Source organism: Microvirga flavescens, from assembly GCF_003290125.1.
In the GTDB taxonomy this organism is placed as follows: Bacteria; Pseudomonadota; Alphaproteobacteria; order Rhizobiales; family Beijerinckiaceae; genus Microvirga; species Microvirga flavescens.
Map to the genome: position 1 here is coordinate 724,408 of NZ_QMKH01000001.1, position 18,188 is coordinate 742,595.

Genomic DNA, 18,188 nt, shown 5'->3' on the forward strand with positions numbered 1-18,188 from the left:
TCCGGTTTCGAGAGTAGCGCCTCGCGGGCCCCCGCAGCCGGACGGTTTTGCTTTTGAAAGAGCCCTTATGAAGCTGCGCAACATCGCCATCATCGCCCACGTCGACCACGGCAAGACGACCCTCGTCGACAAGCTGCTCTCCCAATCGGGCAGCTTCCGTGAGAACCAGCGCGTGGAAGAGCGCGCGATGGATTCGAACGATATCGAAAAGGAGCGCGGCATCACCATCCTTGCCAAGGCGACCTCGGTCGTCTGGAAGGACACCCGCATCAACATCGTCGACACCCCCGGCCACGCCGACTTCGGCGGCGAGGTGGAGCGCATCCTGAGCATGGTCGACGGCGCCATCGTGCTGGTGGACGCGGCCGAAGGCCCGATGCCGCAGACCAAGTTCGTGGTGTCCAAGGCCCTCAAGATCGGCCTGCGCCCCATCGTCGCCATCAACAAGATCGACCGGCCCGACGCCCGCCATCAGGAAGTCATCAACGAGGTGTTCGACCTGTTCGCGGCGCTCGACGCCACCGATGAGCAGCTCGATTTCCCGATCCTTTACGGTTCGGGCCGCAACGGCTGGATGGCGAAGTCCCCGGAAGGCCCGAGCGATGAAGGCCTCGCACCCCTCTTCGACCTCGTGCTCGATCACGTGCCCCCGGCCAAGACCGAGGAAGGCCCGTTCCGCATGCTCGGCACGCTGCTCGAGTCCAACCCGTTCCTCGGCCGCATCGTCACCGGCCGCATCTCGTCCGGCACCGTGAAGCCGAACCAGGCGATCAAGGTGCTCGACCGCGAAGGCAAGGTGGTCGAGACGGGCCGCGTCTCCAAGATCCTCGCCTTCCGTGGCCTTGAGCGCCAGCCGATCGAGCTCGGCGAGGCGGGTGACATCGTCTCCATCGCGGGTCTCGAAAAGGGCTCTGTGGCCGATACCTTCTGCGCGCCCGAGAACGACATTCCGATCCAGGCACAGCCCATCGATCCGCCGACCGTCACCATGTCCTTCATCGTCAACGACTCGCCGCTCGCCGGCACCGAGGGCGACAAGGTCACGAGCCGCATGATCCGCGACCGCCTGTTCAAGGAAGCGGAAGGCAACGTGACGCTCAAGATCGAGGAAGCGGCGGACAAGGACTCGTTCTACGTTTCCGGTCGCGGCGAATTGCAGCTCGCGATTCTCATTGAGACCATGCGCCGCGAAGGCTTCGAGCTTGCCGTGTCGCGTCCGCGCGTGGTGTTCAAGAAGGACGAGGCCACCGGCCAGATGCTCGAGCCCATCGAGGAAGTGGTCATCGACGTGGACGAGGAGCATTCCGGCGTCGTGGTGCAGAAGATGTCCGAGCGCCGCGCCGACATGGTCGAGATGCGCCCCTCCGGCGGCAACCGCCAGCGCCTCGTGTTCTACGCTCCGACCCGCGGCCTCATCGGCTATCAGGGCGAGCTGATGACCGATACGCGCGGCACCGCGATCATGAACCGCCTGTTCCATTCGTATGAGCCCTACAAGGGCGAGATCGCCGGCCGCCGCAACGGCGTGCTGATCTCCAACGACCAGGGCGAGGCTGTCGCTTACGCCCTGTGGAATCTGGAAGACCGCGGCCCGATGATGATCGAGCCGGGCTGGAAGGTCTATCAGGGCATGATCGTCGGCGAGCATAACCGCGAGAACGATCTCGAAGTGAACGTGCTCAAGGGCAAGAAGCTCACCAACATCCGCACGACCTCCAAGGACGAAGCGGTGCGCCTCACTCCGCCGATCCGCATGACTCTCGAAAAGTCGCTGGCCTGGATTCAGGACGACGAACTCGTGGAAGTCACGCCGAAGTCCATCCGCATCCGCAAGGCGATCCTCGACCCGAACGACCGCAAGCGCGCCGAGCGTTCGAAGGAAGCCCTGAGCGCGTAACGCGCTCTCGCCTTCACCACAATCGAAAAAGGCCGCCCTTCGAGGCGGCCTTTTTGTTTTGCGATTAGGCTGCGGCCGGTTCCACGGGCTCCGGCAACGCCTCCAGTTTCGGCACTGCTGAGGACAGGATGACCAGGAGCTGGACGACGAAGCCCAAAGCAGCCACCACGATGCAGAGCTGCGGTCCGTAGTAAGCACCGATGGCGGCGCCGACGAAGGCGCCGATCGGGCGGGTGCCTGCCGTCGCCGTCATCAAAATCGCCGAGACACGTCCGAGCAGGTGGCCTGGGGTGACTGTCTGGCGAAGCGTCGTCTGGCTGATGATCCATAGGATCGGGCCCGCGCCGAAGAGGAAGAACGAGAGCGCGGCGAGAATGCCGGACGGCACCCACAGGGTGGCCGCCATGGTCAGCGCTGCCGCGACCGAAGCGAACGGCCCGACCAGAATCGCGGTGCCAAAGGTGAGGCGGGCGACAAGCGGAGGGGCGATCAGGGCTCCGACGACCATGCCTATGCCGTAGGTCGCCATCGAGGTGCCTATCCCCGACGCGGTGAGCCCGAGGATGCTCACCGCATAGGGGACGTAGGCCGCCTGCAGCACAAACCAGGCGAAGTTCCAGGCGACCGCCGTGAGCAGGAGAGGCCTGAGAAGCGGATGATTCCAGGCGAAGGAGGCGCCCTCCTTCAGGTCGCGCCAGATATGGCGCTCGGAGGGCTGGGATCGGGGCGCCTCCGGCACGCGGATAAGGACGAGGATCGCCACAAGGGAGAGCGCTGCAGCGAGTACGAAGGTTTGCGACGCTCCGGCCCAGCCGACGAGCACTCCGGCAAGGGCGGGCCCTGCGGTGAAAGCCATGCTGCTGGCCAATGCCATCTGGCCGTTCGCTCGCGCCAGAAGGCTGCGCGGAACAAGGGTCGGGATCAACGCTGGCGCGGTCACGCTGAACACCACGGTTCCGGTCGCGGCCAGGAAGCCGAGGATGGCAAGCGCCGGAACCGACAACCATCCGAGCATCGCCAGGGCGGGAAGTGCCAGCAGCGTGACAGCTCTCAAGCCCTCGGCGACCATCATCAAAACGCGGCGCGGCATGCGGTCGGCCAGGACTCCGGCGGGAAAGGACAATAGCAGGAACGGCAATGTCTGCACGGCGGCCAGAAGGCCCGTCTCGCCTGTGCCCGCACCCAGGGCCAGCACCGCGATGATGGGGGCGGCCGCCAGGCTGATCTGCTCGGCGGATTGGGCGGCGAGATTGGAAAGGGCAAGAGAGCGGAACGAGGAGGGCAGGGTCTGGGTCATGGGTGAACTTGATGTTGTTGCATTTCGTCTGAGGTCATGTGTTATCGAAGCGTCGGCGGACACCCGATTCCTGTGGTGTTCCCCAAGAGCTGGGTGCTTGGCCTCAGGCCGTCCGCCAGGCGGGCGAGAGTGGAACCACGGCGCAAGCGAGGCATCCATGCTGAAGATCCACGGATACGCGGGGTCGATCAACGTCCGGAAGGTGCTCTGGACCTGTGTGGAACTTGGTCTTCCCTTTGAGCGGATCGATTGGAGCGGCGGAACGCGGCCCGTCGCGGATCCGGAATTTCTCGAGCTCAATCCCGTCGGCATGATTCCCGTGCTTAAGGACGCGGGCCAACGGTTCTGGGAATCCGCTCACAATGAAAAAGGGCGGCTTCACGCCGCCCTTCGATTCGTGATCGTCATGAATTCTTGAGCGCGAGGGCTAGCCAATTCCCTCGAACAGCGCGCTCGAAATGTAACGCTCCGCAAAGGACGGCGCGACGGTGACGATGCGCTTGCCCTTGAACTCGGGGCGCGAAGCGATCTCCAGCGCCGCCGCGACATTCGCACCCGTGGAGATGCCGCCGGGGATGCCTTCCAGCTTCGCGAGCTTGCGGGCGGTGTCGAAGGCGGTCTGGTTGCCGACAGTGACCACCTCGTCGATGATCGAGCGGTCGAGAACCTCCGGCACGAAGCCTGCGCCGATGCCCTGGATCTTGTGCGGGCCGGGCTGGCCGCCCGACAGAACCGGCGAATCCTCAGGCTCCACCGCGAACACCTTGAGGTTCGGCAGGCGAGGCTTCAGCACCTGGCCGACGCCGGTGATGGTGCCGCCGGTGCCGACAGCCGCGACGAAGGCGTCGATCTTGCCGTCCGTGTCGTTCCAGATCTCTTCCGCCGTGGTCTTGCGATGGATCTCGGGGTTGGCCGGGTTGCGGAACTGCTGCGGGATGATGGAGTTCGGAATTTCCTTGTTCAGCTCCTCCGCCTTGGCGACGGCGCCCTTCATGCCGAGCGGGCCGGGGGTGAGTTCGAGCTCTGCGCCGAGGAAGGCGAGCATCTTGCGGCGCTCGAGCGACATCGTCTCCGGCATGACGAGGATCAGCCTGTAGCCACGCGAGGCGGCGACGAAGGCAAGGGCGATGCCCGTGTTGCCGGAGGTCGGCTCGATGAGGGTGGTGCCCGGCTTGATGACCCCTTGCGCTTCCAGCGCGTCGATCATGCTGACGCCGATGCGGTCTTTCACGCTCGAAATCGGGTTGAAGAACTCAAGCTTCAGGAGGACCTCCGCATCGATCCCGCGCTCGGCGGGCAGGCGCTTCAGGCGGACCAGCGGCGTGTTGCCGATGGTTTCCGTGATTGAACCGTAGATGCGCCCGCGACCGGGTTTGGTTTGGTCGGCCATAGGAATCCTCCAAATGTCAAAACGTGCCGAAACGACGAGTTGAAGGCTATTTATTCCTTTTCCCGCTTTATGTCGATAATTATCTTAATTCACAAATTTAAATGGTGAAATCAATCGCCGACATCGGCTCCACCGCTCCTTCGGTCTGAGCCCTGTTGCAGAGATCTTCCACCGTCACTTCATCCAATGCCGCGAGGAAAATGCCGGTTCCCTTTTCGACGACGGGCATGATGATGGCCTCGACGAGGCGCGATTCCGGCAACGGCGGCGCGCCGTCTTCCTCCGTCACGGACATGGCGATGCGCACGATGTCCCCCGCCGTGATGCGGCGGCGTTCGCGGGCGAGCTCATAGCCCCCGCGCGGCCCGCGCAATCCCTTCAGGATGCCCTGGCGCACCAGCGCCTGCAGGATCGGCTCCAGATGGCGGGGCGGCAGGTTGTGACGGGCAGCGAGGGCCTTCGCCGAAACCGGCATGGGCCGCGCATGGAGCGCGATGTCGGTGACGGCGGCGATGGCGAGAAGCGAACGGCGGGAGAGCAGGATCATCGCTCAACCCTCCCGGGTCAGGCCCGTGGAGCCGAAGCCGCCGTGCCCGCGCGCCGTCTCGTCAAGCGTCTCGACCTCGACAAGCGCCGCGCGCGACACGGGCGCCACGATCATCTGGGCGATGCGCGTTCCGCGTGGGATCGCGAAGGGCTCCTGTCCGAAATTCACGAGCAACACCTGCACCTCGCCGCGATAATCCGCATCGATGGTTCCCGGTGCGTTGAGAACCGTCACGCCATGCTTGAACGCGAGTCCCGAGCGGGGCCGCACCTGCGCCTCGAAACCCGGCTCGAGTTGAATCACGAGCCCGGTCGGAATCAGGGCGCGCTCGGACGGTTTCAAGACCACCGGCGCATCGGCGGGGTTGGCGGCGATGAGGTCGAGCCCCGCCGCGCCGTCGGTTTCATAGCGCGGCAGCGGCAGGCCCTCGCCGTGGGCGAGGCGGAGTACACGTAAGGTTGTCGTCATGATTTGCGTGTCTCGATCATGTGGGCGAGCCGCTCGACAAGCCGGCGAGCGACCTCGCCCTTGTCGAGGGTCGGCCATGTCTCGACGCCTGAGGCGGAGACCAGGTGAACCGTATTGTTGTCGCCGCCCATCACGCCGCTTTCCGCCGACACGTCGTTGGCGACGATGACGTCAGCCCTTTTTCGCGAAAGCTTCTGCTGTGCGTGCTCGATCACCTTTTCCGTCTCGGCGGCAAAGCCGACGACGATGGCGGGGCGTTCCACTGTGCGATGCGCGATGGTGGCGAGAATGTCGGGGTTCTCGACAAGGGCGAGAGCGGGCGGCACATCGCCCATCTTCTTCATTTTCTCGCCGGCGGCACTCGCCACGCGCCAATCGGCGACGGCGGCGGTGAAGATGCCGATGTCGGCGGGCAGCGTTTTCTCGACTGCCGCCAGCATGTCACGCGCGCTCTCGACGTGAACGACATTCACGCCCGCAGGATCGGGAAGGGCCGTCGGCCCCGCCACCAGCGTGACGCGCGCACCCGCCTCGGCGGCGGCGCGGGCAATCGCGTAGCCCTGTTTGCCGGACGAACGGTTCGCGATGTAGCGCACCGGGTCGATGGGCTCGTGCGTCGGGCCCGCGGTGATGAGAACGTGTCGCCCCGCCAGCGCGCCTTTCGGCGTCAGGAGAGTTTCGATAGCGGCAACGATCTCCAAAGGCTCCGACATGCGGCCGGGGCCGAACTCGGCTTCCGCCATCGCGCCGTCATTGGGGCCGACGACTTTTATGCCGTCGCTCGTGAGCGTCGCGAGATTGCGCTGCGTCGCCGCGTGCTGCCACATGCGCACGTTCATCGCGGGCGCGATCAGGATCGGCAGGGTCGTGGCGAGAAGGACGGTGGAGGCGAGATCGTCCGCATGGCCGCCCGCCATCTTCGCCATGAGATTGGCGGTGGCGGGGGCAACGACGACGAGATCGGCATCGCGCGCAAGCTTGATATGGCCGATATCGGCTTCATCCTCACGGTCGAAGAGATTGGTGTGCGCGCGTTGTCCCGAAATGGCGGCGGCGGCAAGCGGGGTGATGAATTCCTGCGCGCCCGCCGTGAGGATGCAGCGCACGGACGCGCCGCGCTCGCGCAGGCGGCGGATGAGGTCGAGCGACTTGTAGGCGGCGATGCCGCCGCCGATCACGAGAAGAATGCGCTTGCCCGACAGCGTCATGCTCACAGCACTCCGAACACCAGGATCATCAGCAACACCACGACAAACCACAAGGCCGCATTGCCCCAGCGGTTTCCTTGCGCCTCGGCGCGGCCGATAGCGGCGATGCTCTGCGCATCGAGCCGCACGCCGTCACGCGTCATTTCCTCGACACGGTCGAGAAGCGCTTTCGTCTTCACCGCCATGGCGGGGAGATCCGCGGCGACATGCGCCAGCGTCCGCACGCCCTTGCCCGCTTCCTCGATGCGCCCGAGCGGCCCGAAATGGCGTTCGATCCAGCCGCGCACGACAGGATCTGCGGTGCCCCACATGTCGAGCTTCGGGTCGAGGTTGCGCGCCACGCCTTCCACCACGACCATCGTCTTCTGCAGCATCACGAGTTCGGTGCGCGTCGCCATGTCGAAGAGAGCCGTGATCTCGAAGAGAAGCGTCAAAAGCTTCGCCATCGAAATCTCGTCGGCGCGGCGGTCGTGGATCGGCTCGCCGATGGCGCGCAGGGCCTGCGCGAAGTCCTCCACCGAGTGGTGCGGCGGCACGTAGCCCGCCTCGAAATGCACCTCCGCGACGCGGCGGTAATCGCGCTGGATGAAGCCGAGGAGAATTTCGGCGAGGAACAGGCGCTCCTTCATGCCGAGGCGGCCCATGATGCCGAAATCCACCGCGACGAGGCGGCCTTTCGCATCGATGAACAGGTTGCCGGGGTGCATGTCCGCGTGGAAGAACCCGTCGCGAATGGCATGGCGAAGGAAGGACTGGATGAGCGTGCGCGCGAGGCTCACGCGGTCGAAGCCCGCGGCGTCGATGGCGGCAAGATCATTGAGGCGGATGCCGTCGATCCAGGTGGTGGTGAGAACATCCCGCGCGGTGAGATCCCATTCGGGTTTCGGCACGATGAAATCGTGATCGTCCTTCGTGTTCTCGGCCAATTCCGACATGGCCGCCGCCTCGAGCCGAAGATCCATCTCGACGGCGACGGAGCGGGCAAGCGTCTCGACCACTTCCTGAGCCTTGAAGCGGCGCGCTTCGGGCATGAAGCGCTCAAGCGTCTTCGCTGCGGCGCGCATGGCCTGAAGATCGCGCGCGAAGCCTTCGCGCACGCCGGGGCGCACCACCTTCACGGCGACGGTCTCCTCGCCTTCCGGCGTCTTGATCCGGGCCTTGTGGACCTGCGCAATGGAAGCCGCCGCGAGCGGTTCGCTGAAATCGAGGAAGAGCGTGCCGATGGAGCGGCCGAGCGCCGCCTCCACCGTCTTCACCGCCTCGTCGCGCGGGAAGGGGGGCATGCGGTCCTGCAGCTGTTCCAGATCCCGCGCGGCCTGTGCCCCCACGATGTCGGGGCGGGTCGCGAGAAACTGGCCGAACTTCACATAAGAAGGCCCGAGCCGCGTTAGCGCCGCGGACAGGCGCGCCGCGCCGTCCCCGATGTTCCGGCGCTCCACGATCCGCGCCACACGCAGGGCAAAACGCGCCGAGGGCGGCAGAGCGTTCGGGTCGACGAGGGCGAGCGCGCCCTCCCGCGCTAGGACGAAACCGGCGCGCAGGTTGCGGGCGAGATGGACGATGCTGACCACGTCAGATCTTCCAGCCGGAATGGATGGCGACGACGCCCGCCGTCAGGGCGCGGTGGGACACGCGCTTGAAGCCCGCTTCCTCGATCATCCGCGCAAAGGCGGCAGGCGCGGGGAAGCGGCGGATGGATTCGACGAGATACTGATAGGACTCGGAATCGCCTGTCACCATCTTCCCCAGCTTCGGAATGACGTTGAAGGAGTAGGCTTCGTAGATGGCGTCGAGGCCCGGCACGTCCACCTTCGAGAATTCGAGGCACAGGAAACGCCCGCCGGGCTTGAGCACCCGGTAGGCCTCCTTGAGGGCAAGATCGATGCGCGGCACGTTCCGGATGCCGAAGGCGATGGTGTAGGCGTCGAAGCTCTTGTCCTCGAGGGGCAGGGATTCGGCGTTGGCCTCAACGAAGTCGATGCGCTCGCCATAGCGATGCCCCGCCCGCTCGCGGCCCACTTCCAGCATGTCGCCGTTGATGTCGAGCACGGTCACCTTGGTTTGCGGCCCGCCCGCTTCGAGAATGCGGAACGCCACGTCTCCGGTGCCGCCGGCGACGTCCAGGTGGCGGAACGGCCTGTCCTTGGGCGGGCGCAGCATGTTGACCAGGGTGTTCTTCCAGAGCCGGTGGAGCCCCGCCGACATGAGGTCGTTCATCAGGTCGTAGCGGCCCGCCACGGAGTGGAACACCTCGTTGACCCGGCCCTGCTTCTCTTCGAGAGGCACGGTCTTGAAACCGAAATGGGTGCTCTGGTCGGACATGGGTCTACCTTTCAACGCCTTTGGCCGCGATCCATAGCGGAAGGTTAAGCGAATGGCTATGTGAGGGCTATCTGACTTGAGAGAGATGGTTGATGCCCGAGCTTCCCGAAGTCGAAACCGTCCGCCGGGGCCTTGCCCCCGCCATGACCGGGGCGCGCTTCTCAAAGGTGGAGCAGCGCCGCCCGGACCTGCGCTTTCCTTTCCCCGACAGGTTCGCCGAGCGGCTGGAGGGGCAGGAGGTCGTCTCATTGGGGCGGAGGGCGAAATATCTTCTGGCGGATCTCTCCTCGGGGGAGGTTCTCATCATGCATCTGGGCATGTCAGGTCGCTTTCTCGTGACGATGGACGGCACGACGCGGGAGCCGGGGAGCTTCCACCACGATCCGGGCAAGGCGAGCCCCCACGACCATGTGGTCTTCACCCTCTCGAACGGCGCGACCGTTACTTATAATGACACCCGCCGCTTCGGTTTCATGGACCTCGTGCCGCGCACTGAGATCGAGACCTGCCGCCATTTCGCGGGCATGGGCATCGAGCCTCTCGGCAACGAACTCTCGGGCGAGACCATCGCGAGGCTCTTCGCGGACAGGCGCACGCCCCTCAAGGCCGCGCTTCTCGACCAGAGCCTGATCGCCGGGCTCGGCAATATCTATGTCTGCGAGGCGCTGTTTAGGGCAGGGCTCCACCCGCAGGCCCCCGCCGGATCGCTCGCCACCAAAGCGGGGAAGCCGACGGCCAAGGCTCACGAACTCGCCGACATCATCCGCGACGTCCTGACCGAGGCAGTGAAGGCGGGCGGCTCGACCTTGCGCGACCACGCCCAGGTGGATGGCACCCTCGGCTATTTCCAGCACACCTTCCGTGTCTATGACCGGGAGGGGGAGGCTTGCGTCACGCCTCGGTGCACCGGAACGGTGGCGCGCCTCGTGCAATCCGGCCGCTCCACCTTCTATTGCCCGCAATGCCAGCGGCGTGGCCGCAGGGTGGAACGGCCCGTGGCGTCTGGCGGTTGATAAGCTGGCAGGTTGCGTATTTGGGATCGGACCCTGCCTGAACCGGTTCAGGAGCCGCCTCATGGTGAAGATCCACGTTGTTTCGAACTCCAGCGAGGTTCAGGACGATCTGGCTGCGCTGCCCGTGCGCCGGATTGGCATCGAGGACCTGAAAGACGCCCTAAGAGAGGGCTTCGACGATTTCTGGGCGATGCCCTCGCAGGTGTTCTTCCTGATCGTGCTCTACCCGATCATCGGCCTCTTCCTGGCGCGGTTCATGTTCGGCTATCGCCTGTTTCCGCTGCTCTTTCCTGTGGTGTCCGGCTTTGCCCTCGTTGGCCCCTTCGCTGCGCTCGCCCTTTATGAACTGAGCCGCCGCAGGGAGCGCGGGCTGCCGACCTCCCTCAGGTACGCCACCGACGTGTTCGTCTCGCCCGCTATCGGTTCCATCCTGGTGCTAGGCCTCATGCTGGCCGGCATTTTCCTTGTCTGGGTCGGCGTGGCCGAGACGCTTTATCTCTCGCTGTTCGGCAAGAGCACCGCCGATTCGATGCTGCCGTTCCTGCGCGAAGTCCTTACCACCCGCGAAGGCTGGCTTTTGATCCTGATCGGCAACGCCATCGGGTTCGCGTTTAGCGCCCTGGCCTTCTGCCTCAGCATCGTCTCCTTCCCGCTCCTCCTCGACCGGCATGTGAGCATCGGCACGGCGATCCGGACCTCGTTCAAGGTCGTCGCGACCAACCCTCGCACGATGCTGGTCTGGGCCCTCATCGTGGCCTTCGGGCTGTTCCTTGGCTTCCTGCCCGCGATGGTCGGCCTTGCCGTCGCCCTGCCGGTTCTCGGCCACGCCACCTGGCATCTTTATCGCAAGGTCGTAGTGTAGCGCCGCCAGATTGCCACTTGCCGAGCCCTGCCGCCTCGCCTACCGGTATCTGCAAATGCAGGGAGGCGACGGCATGGCTTATGAAACGATCCTGGTCGAGACCCGCGGCAAGGTGGGTCTTGTCACCCTCAACCGCCCGCAGGCGCTGAACGCCCTCAACTCGACCATCGTGAGCGAGTTGAACGCGGCCCTCGATGCCTTCGAGGCTGACGCCAATATCGGTTGCATCGTCATCACCGGCTCGGAAAAGGCCTTCGCCGCCGGGGCCGACATCAAGGAAATGGCAGGCCTTTCCTTCCCGCAGACCTATCTCGGGGATTTCATCACCGCCTGGGACAAGGTCGCGAACCGCCGCAAGCCGATCATCGCCGCCGTCGCGGGTTTTGCCCTCGGCGGGGGCTGCGAACTTGCCATGATGTGCGATTTCATCATCGCCGCCGACAACGCCAAGTTCGGCCAGCCGGAGATCAAGCTCGGCGTCATGCCCGGAGCCGGCGGCTCCCAGCGCCTGACCCGCGCCGTCGGCAAGGCGAAGGCGATGGAAATGTGCCTCACCGGGCGCATGATGGGCGCGGAGGAAGCCGAGCGCGCCGGCCTCGTCTCCCGCATCGTTCCGGTGGCGGACCTTGTTGGCGATGCCCTGAAGACCGCCGAGACCATCGCGTCCATGTCGCTTCCCATCGCCATGATGACGAAAGAGAGCGTCAACCGCGCCTTCGAGACGACCCTCGCCGAGGGCGTGCGCTTCGAGCGCCGCCTGTTCCACGCCATGTTCGCTACCGCCGACCAGAAGGAAGGCATGGCCGCCTTCGTCGAGAAGCGCGCGCCGAACTTCAAGAACGATTAAGAGCGGCCTTTCGACAAAATCATGGGCGATCTCGGCTTCGACATGCTCGCGACGCTGGCGGCACTTTCGCTTCTGGCCGGTTTCGTGGATTCGATTGCGGGCGGCGGCGGTCTTCTGACGCTGCCCGCCCTCCTGCTGGCAGGATTCGACCCGGCCCACGCCATCGCCACCAACAAGGTGCAAGGTTCCTTCGCGGCGGCCTCCGCGACCTACGCCTTCGGCCGCAAGGGGCTGATCCATTGGCGCGCGGCCCTGCCGCTCGCGGCCATCGCCTTCGTCAGCGGAATCGCCGGGGCGCTCAGCGTGCGCTTCCTGCCGCGTTCCGTGCTCGACGCCATGATCCCCGTTCTCCTGATCGGCATCGCCCTTTTCTTCGCTCTTTCTCCCAAGGTACGGGATGCGGATGCGCACGCCCGCATGTCCGCCCTGACCTTCGGCCTCACCGCGCCCGTCGCCATCGGCTTCTACGACGGCATCTTCGGCCCGGGCGCCGGCTCCTTCTATATGCTCGCCTTCGTCATGCTGCTCGGCTACGGGGTGGTGCGTGCGACCGCCCATACGAAATTGCTCAATCTTGCTAGCAATCTCGGCTCCCTCGCGCTCTTCGCCTCCACGGGCGCTGTGGTCTGGCCGGTGGGCCTCGTGATGGCCGGAGCCTCCTTCCTCGGCGCGCAGATCGGCTCCCGGCTCGCCATGCGGCTCGGCTCCCGCCTGATCCGCCCGCTGCTGGTTGCGGTGTCGGCCCTCATGGCCACTCGCCTCCTGATCGACCCCGCCAATCCGTGGCGTCAGGCGCTCAAAGCGCTTTTTTGACGCTGAAAGGCCTGTCGCCGTTGACGTTCGCCTCTCCTTGAGTCTATAAGCCGCCACACATGAGCCCGCGCGCCGCCGCGGGCTCTCCAGTTTCCACATCACCGATTGCCGCCCGGGCTCAAGGCTCACAAGGCTCTTCGCATCGGATTTTGAAAGACGAGGACAGGCCCATGGCCAACACCGTGTCCGCCAAGAAGATGACCCGCAAGATCGCGAAGCGCACCGCGGTCAACCGTTCGCGCCGCAGCCGCATGCGCACCTTCGTCCGCAAGGTCGAGGAAGCCATCGCCGCCGGCAACCGCAACGACGCTCTCGCGGCTCTTCGTGCCGCCGAGCCGGAGATGATGCGCGCGGCCCAGAAGGGCCTCGTTCACAAGAACACCGCGTCGCGGAAGGTCTCCCGTCTGGCTCACCGCATCCAGACCCTGAGCGCCTGATTTTTCGCATCCGCGCGACGATCAAAACCCGGCCTTTCGGCCGGGTTTTTTGTTGCCTGAAATTCGACCAAAAGAGAGGTTTTTTATCCACATCGCAGCTTGACTCTGGGCTGTTCATAATGGGTGGCTAGTCGGCTTTGCCGAGTTTGAATCGCGCAGAAAAGACCAAGTTTTAACAATAACTTAGCAGGCAAAGATACGGAGGGCATCGGAAACGACCCCGCATTTCGACCGAATCGGGGGCGATTCGGCATAGGCGAAAAAACTCTTTTTCACCCTTCCGAATGCAGCCTGAAGCAACGCTGAATCATTGGAGAGTCAGTGCTTTATCGGTGCGGTTCAAAACCTGTGGACGGGGTTGCAACCCTGTCTCAACATCGGCGGTGCCGGAGTGCGTGTTGCACGCCCAAACCCCCCTGTGTAAGGTCACTCAACTTCAGCGGCCCGCCGCGAAGTCACCCGCTCAACAATCAAGGTAAAAATCTCAAGGCACGGGGGATTGGCGTTGTCTCGCACAACAAACAAGCAAGAAAAGCGCTTCCTTGATCTGGGTCTTCTCTTGGAAACTCTCGAGGGGTTTCCCATGAGGTGACTTTGAGTAAAGCCACCTCAGTTCAAACGTAAAAAACTTAGTCTTCTGTATGATTATTGGGGGCGCCGCGTCCTGTACCCCTCTAGGACAATTTTTGTCCGGGGTGTCAGGGCTATCAGCTGGCGTGTGGGCTTTGTCTTTCGGGACAAGGTCCGAGAGGGGAATTTTATGCATCGCACGAGCGAAGAGAATCGCGCGCAGTCCGTTTCGGCAGAAAGCGATCTCGACATGTCCGCAGCGCAAGCGTCGGCCGAAATCTGGGCCCGCGTAAAACGCCGCCTGCGCGCGGAGTTGGGTGAGGACATTTTCGCGAGCTGGTTCGGCCGGCTCGAGTTGGACGCCGTCGTGGACGGTTGTGCCTATCTGACCGTTCCGACCCGTTTTCTGAAGAGCTGGATCGAGTCGCATTATGCCGACCGGGTTCTGTCTCTCTACCGTGCGGAGGCTCCGGCCATCGAGCGCATCAATCTCGGCGTGCGCAACACGCTGGGCCGCGAGGCCTCTCCCCGCCCGCGTCCGAGCGAGGCCCCGCGCCCGGTGGCTTCCACCGCAGTGATCGGCGCCAACATCATCGGCGAGGCCAAGCCCACGCTCCAGCCCGTGAGCGAGGATCGTGGCGATGCCGCCGATCTTGGCGGCGCGCCGCTCGATGCGCGCCTCACCTTCGAGAGCTTCATCGTTGGCCGCTCGAACGCGCTCGCCCATGCCGCCGCCGACCGGGTGGCGCATCACCAGGGCGGGCCCGCGATCTACAATCCGCTTTATCTCCACGCGGGCGTCGGGCTCGGCAAGACGCACCTTCTCCATGCCATCGGCCATGAGGCACGCGCGCAAGGGCGCCGCGTGATCTACCTCACCGCCGACCGCTTCATGTACGGCTTCGTCGCCTCCCTGAAGGCGCAGACCTCGCTCGCCTTCAAGGAGCGCCTTCGCGGCATCGATCTTCTCATCATCGACGACGTGCAGTTCATCCAGGGCAAGCAGATCCAGCAGGAATTCGGCCACACCCTGAATTCCCTCATTGATGCGGGCCGCCAGATTGTGGTGGCGGCGGACCGTCCGCCGACGGATCTCGAGAGCCTCGACGAGCGCGTGCGCTCGCGCCTCGCGGGTGGCCTCGTGGTGGAAGTCGGCGCGCTCGACGAAGCGCTGCGCGCTTCGATCCTGTCGAACCGCATCGACACGCTGAAATCCCTGCATCCGACCTTCGAGATCGGGCAGAACGTCATCTCCTATGTGGCGCGCACCATCACCGCCAACGGACGTGATCTGGAAGGCGCGGTAAACCGGCTTCTCGCCCACGCCACGTTGACCGGTTCGGCGATCACGCTGGAAACCGCCGAGGCCGCCATCCGCGATCTCGTGCGCAACCGCGAGCCGAAGCGGGTGAAGATCGAGGACATCCAGAAGCTGGTGGCCTCGCGCTACAACGTCTCCCGTTCCGACATCCTCTCGGAGCGCCGCACCGCCGCCGTGGTGCGCCCGCGCCAGATCGCCATGTATCTGTCGAAGGTCCTCACGTTGCGCTCCCTGCCGGAGATCGGCCGCCGCTTCGGCGGGCGCGATCACACCACCGTTCTCCACGCGGTGCGCAAGATCGAGAAGGCCTTGGGCGAGGACAATGCGCTGAACGACGAGGTCGAACTCCTCAAGCGCATGCTGCAGGAATAAGCCGCCACGGCGCGCCTGGCGCGCCGTCTCCATGAGCCGATGGTGGATTGTTGAGGGAAGCGGGGCCTGGCCTTGCTTTTGGGGCCAACCTTCGCCAATCTTGCCGCCCGCTCGAAGGGGCCCGGACCCGGGCCTGAAGCATGATCAGAACAAGTGGGAACCGGTTGTTCGCCTGGATCATGCGGCAATAAAGAAATCGAGAGACTGCTCGTGTTTCAAGGAGACACGAGCAGTCTCTAAAGCCAAGAAATTCCAACGACAATGGGTGTTGGGCAATGAGAGTTACCGTTGAGCGCGCCGCTTTGTTGAGGGCGCTGGGGCATGTGCATCGCGTCGTTGAACGCCGCAACACCATCCCAATCCTGTCGAACGTCCTTCTGCGCGCCGAGGACGGCGCGCTGCGTCTGAAGGCGACCGATCTCGATATCGAGGTCACGGAGACGATTCCCGCCGAGATCACCGAGGCCGGTTCGACCACGATCCCGGCCTATGTGATCTACGACATCGTGCGCAAATTGCCTGACGGCGCGCAGGTCTCCCTCGAAATGACCGGCGATCTCGGCCAGATGCAGCTGCGCTCGGGCCGTTCACGCTTCATGCTGCAATCCCTGCCCGAGAGCGACTTTCCCGATCTCGCCGCCGGCGACCTGCCGCATCGCTTCACGGTGTCCGCCGCCGACCTGAAGCGCCTGATCGAGAAGACGCAGTTCGCGATCTCGACGGAAGAGACGCGCTACTATCTCAACGGCATTTACCTCCACACCGCCGATGTCTCGGGTTCGCCCGTGCTGCGCGCGGTGGCGACCGACGGGCATCGTCTTGCCCGCGTGGAACTTCCTGCGCCGCACGGCGCGGAGGGCATGCCCGGCGTCATCATTCCACGCAAGGCCGTGGCCGAGATCGTGAAGCTGGTGGAGGACGGCAGCGAGAGCGTGCAGATCGAACTCTCCCCCGCCAAGATCCGCCTGACCTTCGACGGGCTGGTGCTGACTTCCAAGCTGATCGACGGCACCTTCCCGGATTACCAGCGCGTCATCCCGGTCGGGAACGACAAGCTGCTTACCGTGGAGCGCGGCGATTTCGCCAAGGCGGTCGACCGCGTCTCGACCATCTCTTCGGAACGCGGCCGCGCCGTGAAGCTCTCCCTCGTCGAGGGCCGTCTGACGCTCACCGTCAACAACCCGGATTCGGGCAGCGCGACTGAAGAGATCGAGGTCGATTACGACGCCGGTGAGATCGATATCGGCTTCAACGCCCGCTACCTTCTCGACATCACCGCCCAGCTCGACGGCGACACCGCCCTCTTCAAGCTGGCCGATCCCGGCTCGCCGACCGTGATCCAGGACCGCGAGGGCGCGCCTGCGCTCTACGTGCTGATGCCGATGCGCGTCTGACGCCAAACGGCACAATCTATTGCGTTTCATCACCGGGCTTGCCCCGGTGATGTCGTTTTGGGGCCTCCTCAAGGAGTCTCACCCTGAGGAGGCGCGACAGCGCTGGAACCTCCTTCGAGACGCAGCTTCGCCGCTCCTCAGGATGAGGTGGAGCACGTCCGGAAAGCCTGTCAGGATCGCTTGATCTTTCGGCCCGCCTCCCCGAAGAAGGCGGTGCATGTCCTCCGCTCCGCCCTCTTCGCGCATCGCGCGCCTGATGCTCCAGGATTTCCGCACCTATGCGGCGCTGGATCTTGGCCTCACGCGCCAGCTCGTGGCGCTGGTGGGCGAGAACGGGGCGGGCAAGACCAATATCCTCGAGGCGATCTCGCTCTTCATGCCCGGGCGCGGTCTGCGCCGGGCCGAATTGAGCGACATGGCGCGAAAGCCCGGTCCCGGCTCCTTCGCGGTTTCGCTGACCCTCGACACGCCCTTCGGCGAGCACCGCTTGGGAACGGGCATCGAAGCGCCGGGAGAGGACGCGCGCTCCTCGCGCCTGTGCCGCATCGACGGCGTTGCCGTCGGCTCGCCGACGGCCTTCTCAGAATATCTGCGCGTGGTCTGGCTGACGCCGGATCTCGACGCGCTGTTTCGCGGCCCGGCGGGCGATCGCCGTCGCTTTCTCGATAGGCTCGTGCTGGCGGTCGATGCCGACCACGGTGCCCGCGTCAACGCGTTGGAGCGCGCCTTGCGCTCGCGCAACCGCGTGCTGGAGGAAAATCCCGACGACCGGATCTGGCTCGATGCGCTGGAACGCGAGGTGGCAGAACTTGCCATCGCCGTTGCCGCCGCACGGCGCGAGACGACGGAGCGGCTTGCCGCACTCATCACAGCGACCCGCGACGACGCCTCGCCCTTTCCCTTCGCGACACTCAGCCTCGAAGGCGAGATCGATGCGCTCGTTTCGACGCTGCCCGCCGTCGATGCGGAAGACCGCTACCGCGCGATCTTGCGCGATTATCGCGCCCGCGACCGCGCCGCCGGGCGCACGCTTGTCGGCCCGCAGGCGACGGACCTTCTCGTGCGGCACGGCCCGAAAGACATTCCCGCCAACAGCGCCTCCACCGGCGAGCAGAAGGCGCTGCTCATCGGCCTCGTGCTCGCCCATGCGCGGCTCGTCGGCACCATGAGCGGCATCGCGCCCTTCATCCTTCTCGACGAGGTCGCCGCCCACCTCGACCCGCGCCGCCGCGCGGCCCTGTTCGATGCGTTGGAGACGCTCGGCGGTCAGGTCTGGATGACCGGGGCGGACGAGAACGCCTTTGGAGAACTCGAAGGGCGGGCGGATCTCCTCCACGTCACGCCCGGACAGGTCACCTCAAGCCGCTGAGCCCTTTGCGCCTATTGAGTGCTCGAGCACGCGATGGTGGCGCAGGCGGCCACTCATGTCG

At 64.9% G+C, this 18,188-nt stretch carries 17 protein-coding genes; 10 read left to right on the forward strand and 7 right to left on the reverse strand.

Translation table 11 applies throughout. The features are described 5' to 3' along the window. The first annotated feature begins 67 nt into the window (after positions 1-67). Complete coding sequence (typA, locus tag DQW91_RS03265) at positions 68-1,897, forward strand: translational GTPase TypA (protein WP_112662093.1); 1,830 nt, start codon at positions 68-70, stop codon at positions 1,895-1,897. Between the two features lie 64 nt (positions 1,898-1,961). Here the strand turns inward: typA and DQW91_RS03270 are convergent, their stop codons facing one another. Further along, entirely contained in the window at positions 1,962-3,194 is a 1,233-nt protein-coding gene (locus DQW91_RS03270; protein ID WP_112662094.1) for an MFS transporter, read from the reverse strand. Between the two features lie 157 nt (positions 3,195-3,351). Between DQW91_RS03270 and DQW91_RS03275 the strand changes: the two genes are divergently transcribed. Then, positions 3,352-3,612 (forward strand): glutathione S-transferase N-terminal domain-containing protein, encoded by a 261-nt coding sequence (locus tag DQW91_RS03275; RefSeq protein ID WP_112662095.1) that lies wholly within the window; start codon positions 3,352-3,354, stop codon positions 3,610-3,612. A gap of 9 nt (positions 3,613-3,621) precedes the next feature. Here the strand turns inward: DQW91_RS03275 and cysK are convergent, their stop codons facing one another. The 6 genes from cysK to ubiE form a co-directional block, all read right to left on the reverse strand. Further along, positions 3,622-4,584, reverse strand: a complete 963-nt coding sequence (gene cysK / locus DQW91_RS03280; protein WP_112662096.1) for a cysteine synthase A — start codon at positions 4,582-4,584, stop codon at positions 3,622-3,624. A 97-nt stretch (positions 4,585-4,681) separates the two neighbouring features. Continuing rightward, positions 4,682-5,131: an RrF2 family transcriptional regulator gene (locus tag DQW91_RS03285; protein ID WP_112662097.1), complete on the reverse strand. Its 450-nt coding sequence runs from the start codon at positions 5,129-5,131 to the stop codon at positions 4,682-4,684. Between the two features lie 3 nt (positions 5,132-5,134). Then, positions 5,135-5,599, reverse strand: a complete 465-nt coding sequence (gene dut / locus DQW91_RS03290; RefSeq protein ID WP_112662098.1) for a dUTP diphosphatase — start codon at positions 5,597-5,599, stop codon at positions 5,135-5,137. Further along, positions 5,596-6,807, reverse strand: a complete 1,212-nt coding sequence (gene coaBC / locus DQW91_RS03295) for a bifunctional phosphopantothenoylcysteine decarboxylase/phosphopantothenate--cysteine ligase CoaBC (protein WP_198411758.1) — start codon at positions 6,805-6,807, stop codon at positions 5,596-5,598. Before coaBC ends, dut begins: the two co-directional genes overlap by 4 nt. Before the next feature lie 2 nt (positions 6,808-6,809). Next, a complete protein-coding gene (ubiB, locus tag DQW91_RS03300) occupies positions 6,810-8,378 on the reverse strand; it encodes a 2-polyprenylphenol 6-hydroxylase (protein ID WP_112662100.1) in 1,569 nt (522 codons plus the stop codon). Between the two features lies 1 nt (position 8,379). Then, a complete protein-coding gene (ubiE, locus tag DQW91_RS03305; protein WP_112662101.1) occupies positions 8,380-9,129 on the reverse strand; it encodes a bifunctional demethylmenaquinone methyltransferase/2-methoxy-6-polyprenyl-1,4-benzoquinol methylase UbiE in 750 nt (249 codons plus the stop codon). Positions 9,130-9,221: 92 nt separating this feature from the next. Here ubiE and mutM point away from each other — a divergent pair, with 92 nt between their 5' ends. The 8 genes from mutM (at position 9,222) to recF (ending at position 18,127) form a co-directional block, all read left to right on the forward strand. Then, a complete protein-coding gene (mutM, locus tag DQW91_RS03310) occupies positions 9,222-10,142 on the forward strand; it encodes a bifunctional DNA-formamidopyrimidine glycosylase/DNA-(apurinic or apyrimidinic site) lyase (protein ID WP_112662102.1) in 921 nt (306 codons plus the stop codon). A gap of 61 nt (positions 10,143-10,203) precedes the next feature. Beyond that, positions 10,204-11,004: a DUF2189 domain-containing protein gene (locus DQW91_RS03315; protein ID WP_112662103.1), complete on the forward strand. Its 801-nt coding sequence runs from the start codon at positions 10,204-10,206 to the stop codon at positions 11,002-11,004. 73 nt (positions 11,005-11,077) lie between these two features. Next, the gene (locus tag DQW91_RS03320) at positions 11,078-11,851 is read left to right on the forward strand and encodes an enoyl-CoA hydratase (RefSeq protein ID WP_112662104.1); all 774 of its coding nucleotides are present in this window, start codon (positions 11,078-11,080) and stop codon (positions 11,849-11,851) included. A gap of 21 nt (positions 11,852-11,872) precedes the next feature. Further along, positions 11,873-12,664, forward strand: coding sequence for a TSUP family transporter (locus DQW91_RS03325; RefSeq protein WP_112662105.1), 792 nt, complete (start codon positions 11,873-11,875; stop codon positions 12,662-12,664). Between the two features lie 170 nt (positions 12,665-12,834). Beyond that, positions 12,835-13,101 carry a 30S ribosomal protein S20 gene (gene rpsT, locus DQW91_RS03330; RefSeq protein ID WP_112662106.1) on the forward strand — a complete coding sequence of 89 codons (267 nt, stop codon included), beginning with the start codon at positions 12,835-12,837 and terminating at the stop codon, positions 13,099-13,101. 820 nt (positions 13,102-13,921) lie between these two features. Further along, entirely contained in the window at positions 13,922-15,364 is a 1,443-nt protein-coding gene (dnaA, locus tag DQW91_RS03335; RefSeq protein WP_245410904.1) for a chromosomal replication initiator protein DnaA, read from the forward strand. A gap of 275 nt (positions 15,365-15,639) precedes the next feature. Beyond that, complete coding sequence (dnaN, locus tag DQW91_RS03340) at positions 15,640-16,758, forward strand: DNA polymerase III subunit beta (protein WP_112662108.1); 1,119 nt, start codon at positions 15,640-15,642, stop codon at positions 16,756-16,758. Positions 16,759-16,975: 217 nt separating this feature from the next. Continuing rightward, on the forward strand, positions 16,976-18,127 hold the full coding sequence (gene recF, locus DQW91_RS03345; RefSeq protein WP_112662109.1) for a DNA replication/repair protein RecF: 1,152 nt from the start codon (positions 16,976-16,978) through the stop codon (positions 18,125-18,127). Positions 18,128-18,188 lie beyond the last annotated feature (61 nt).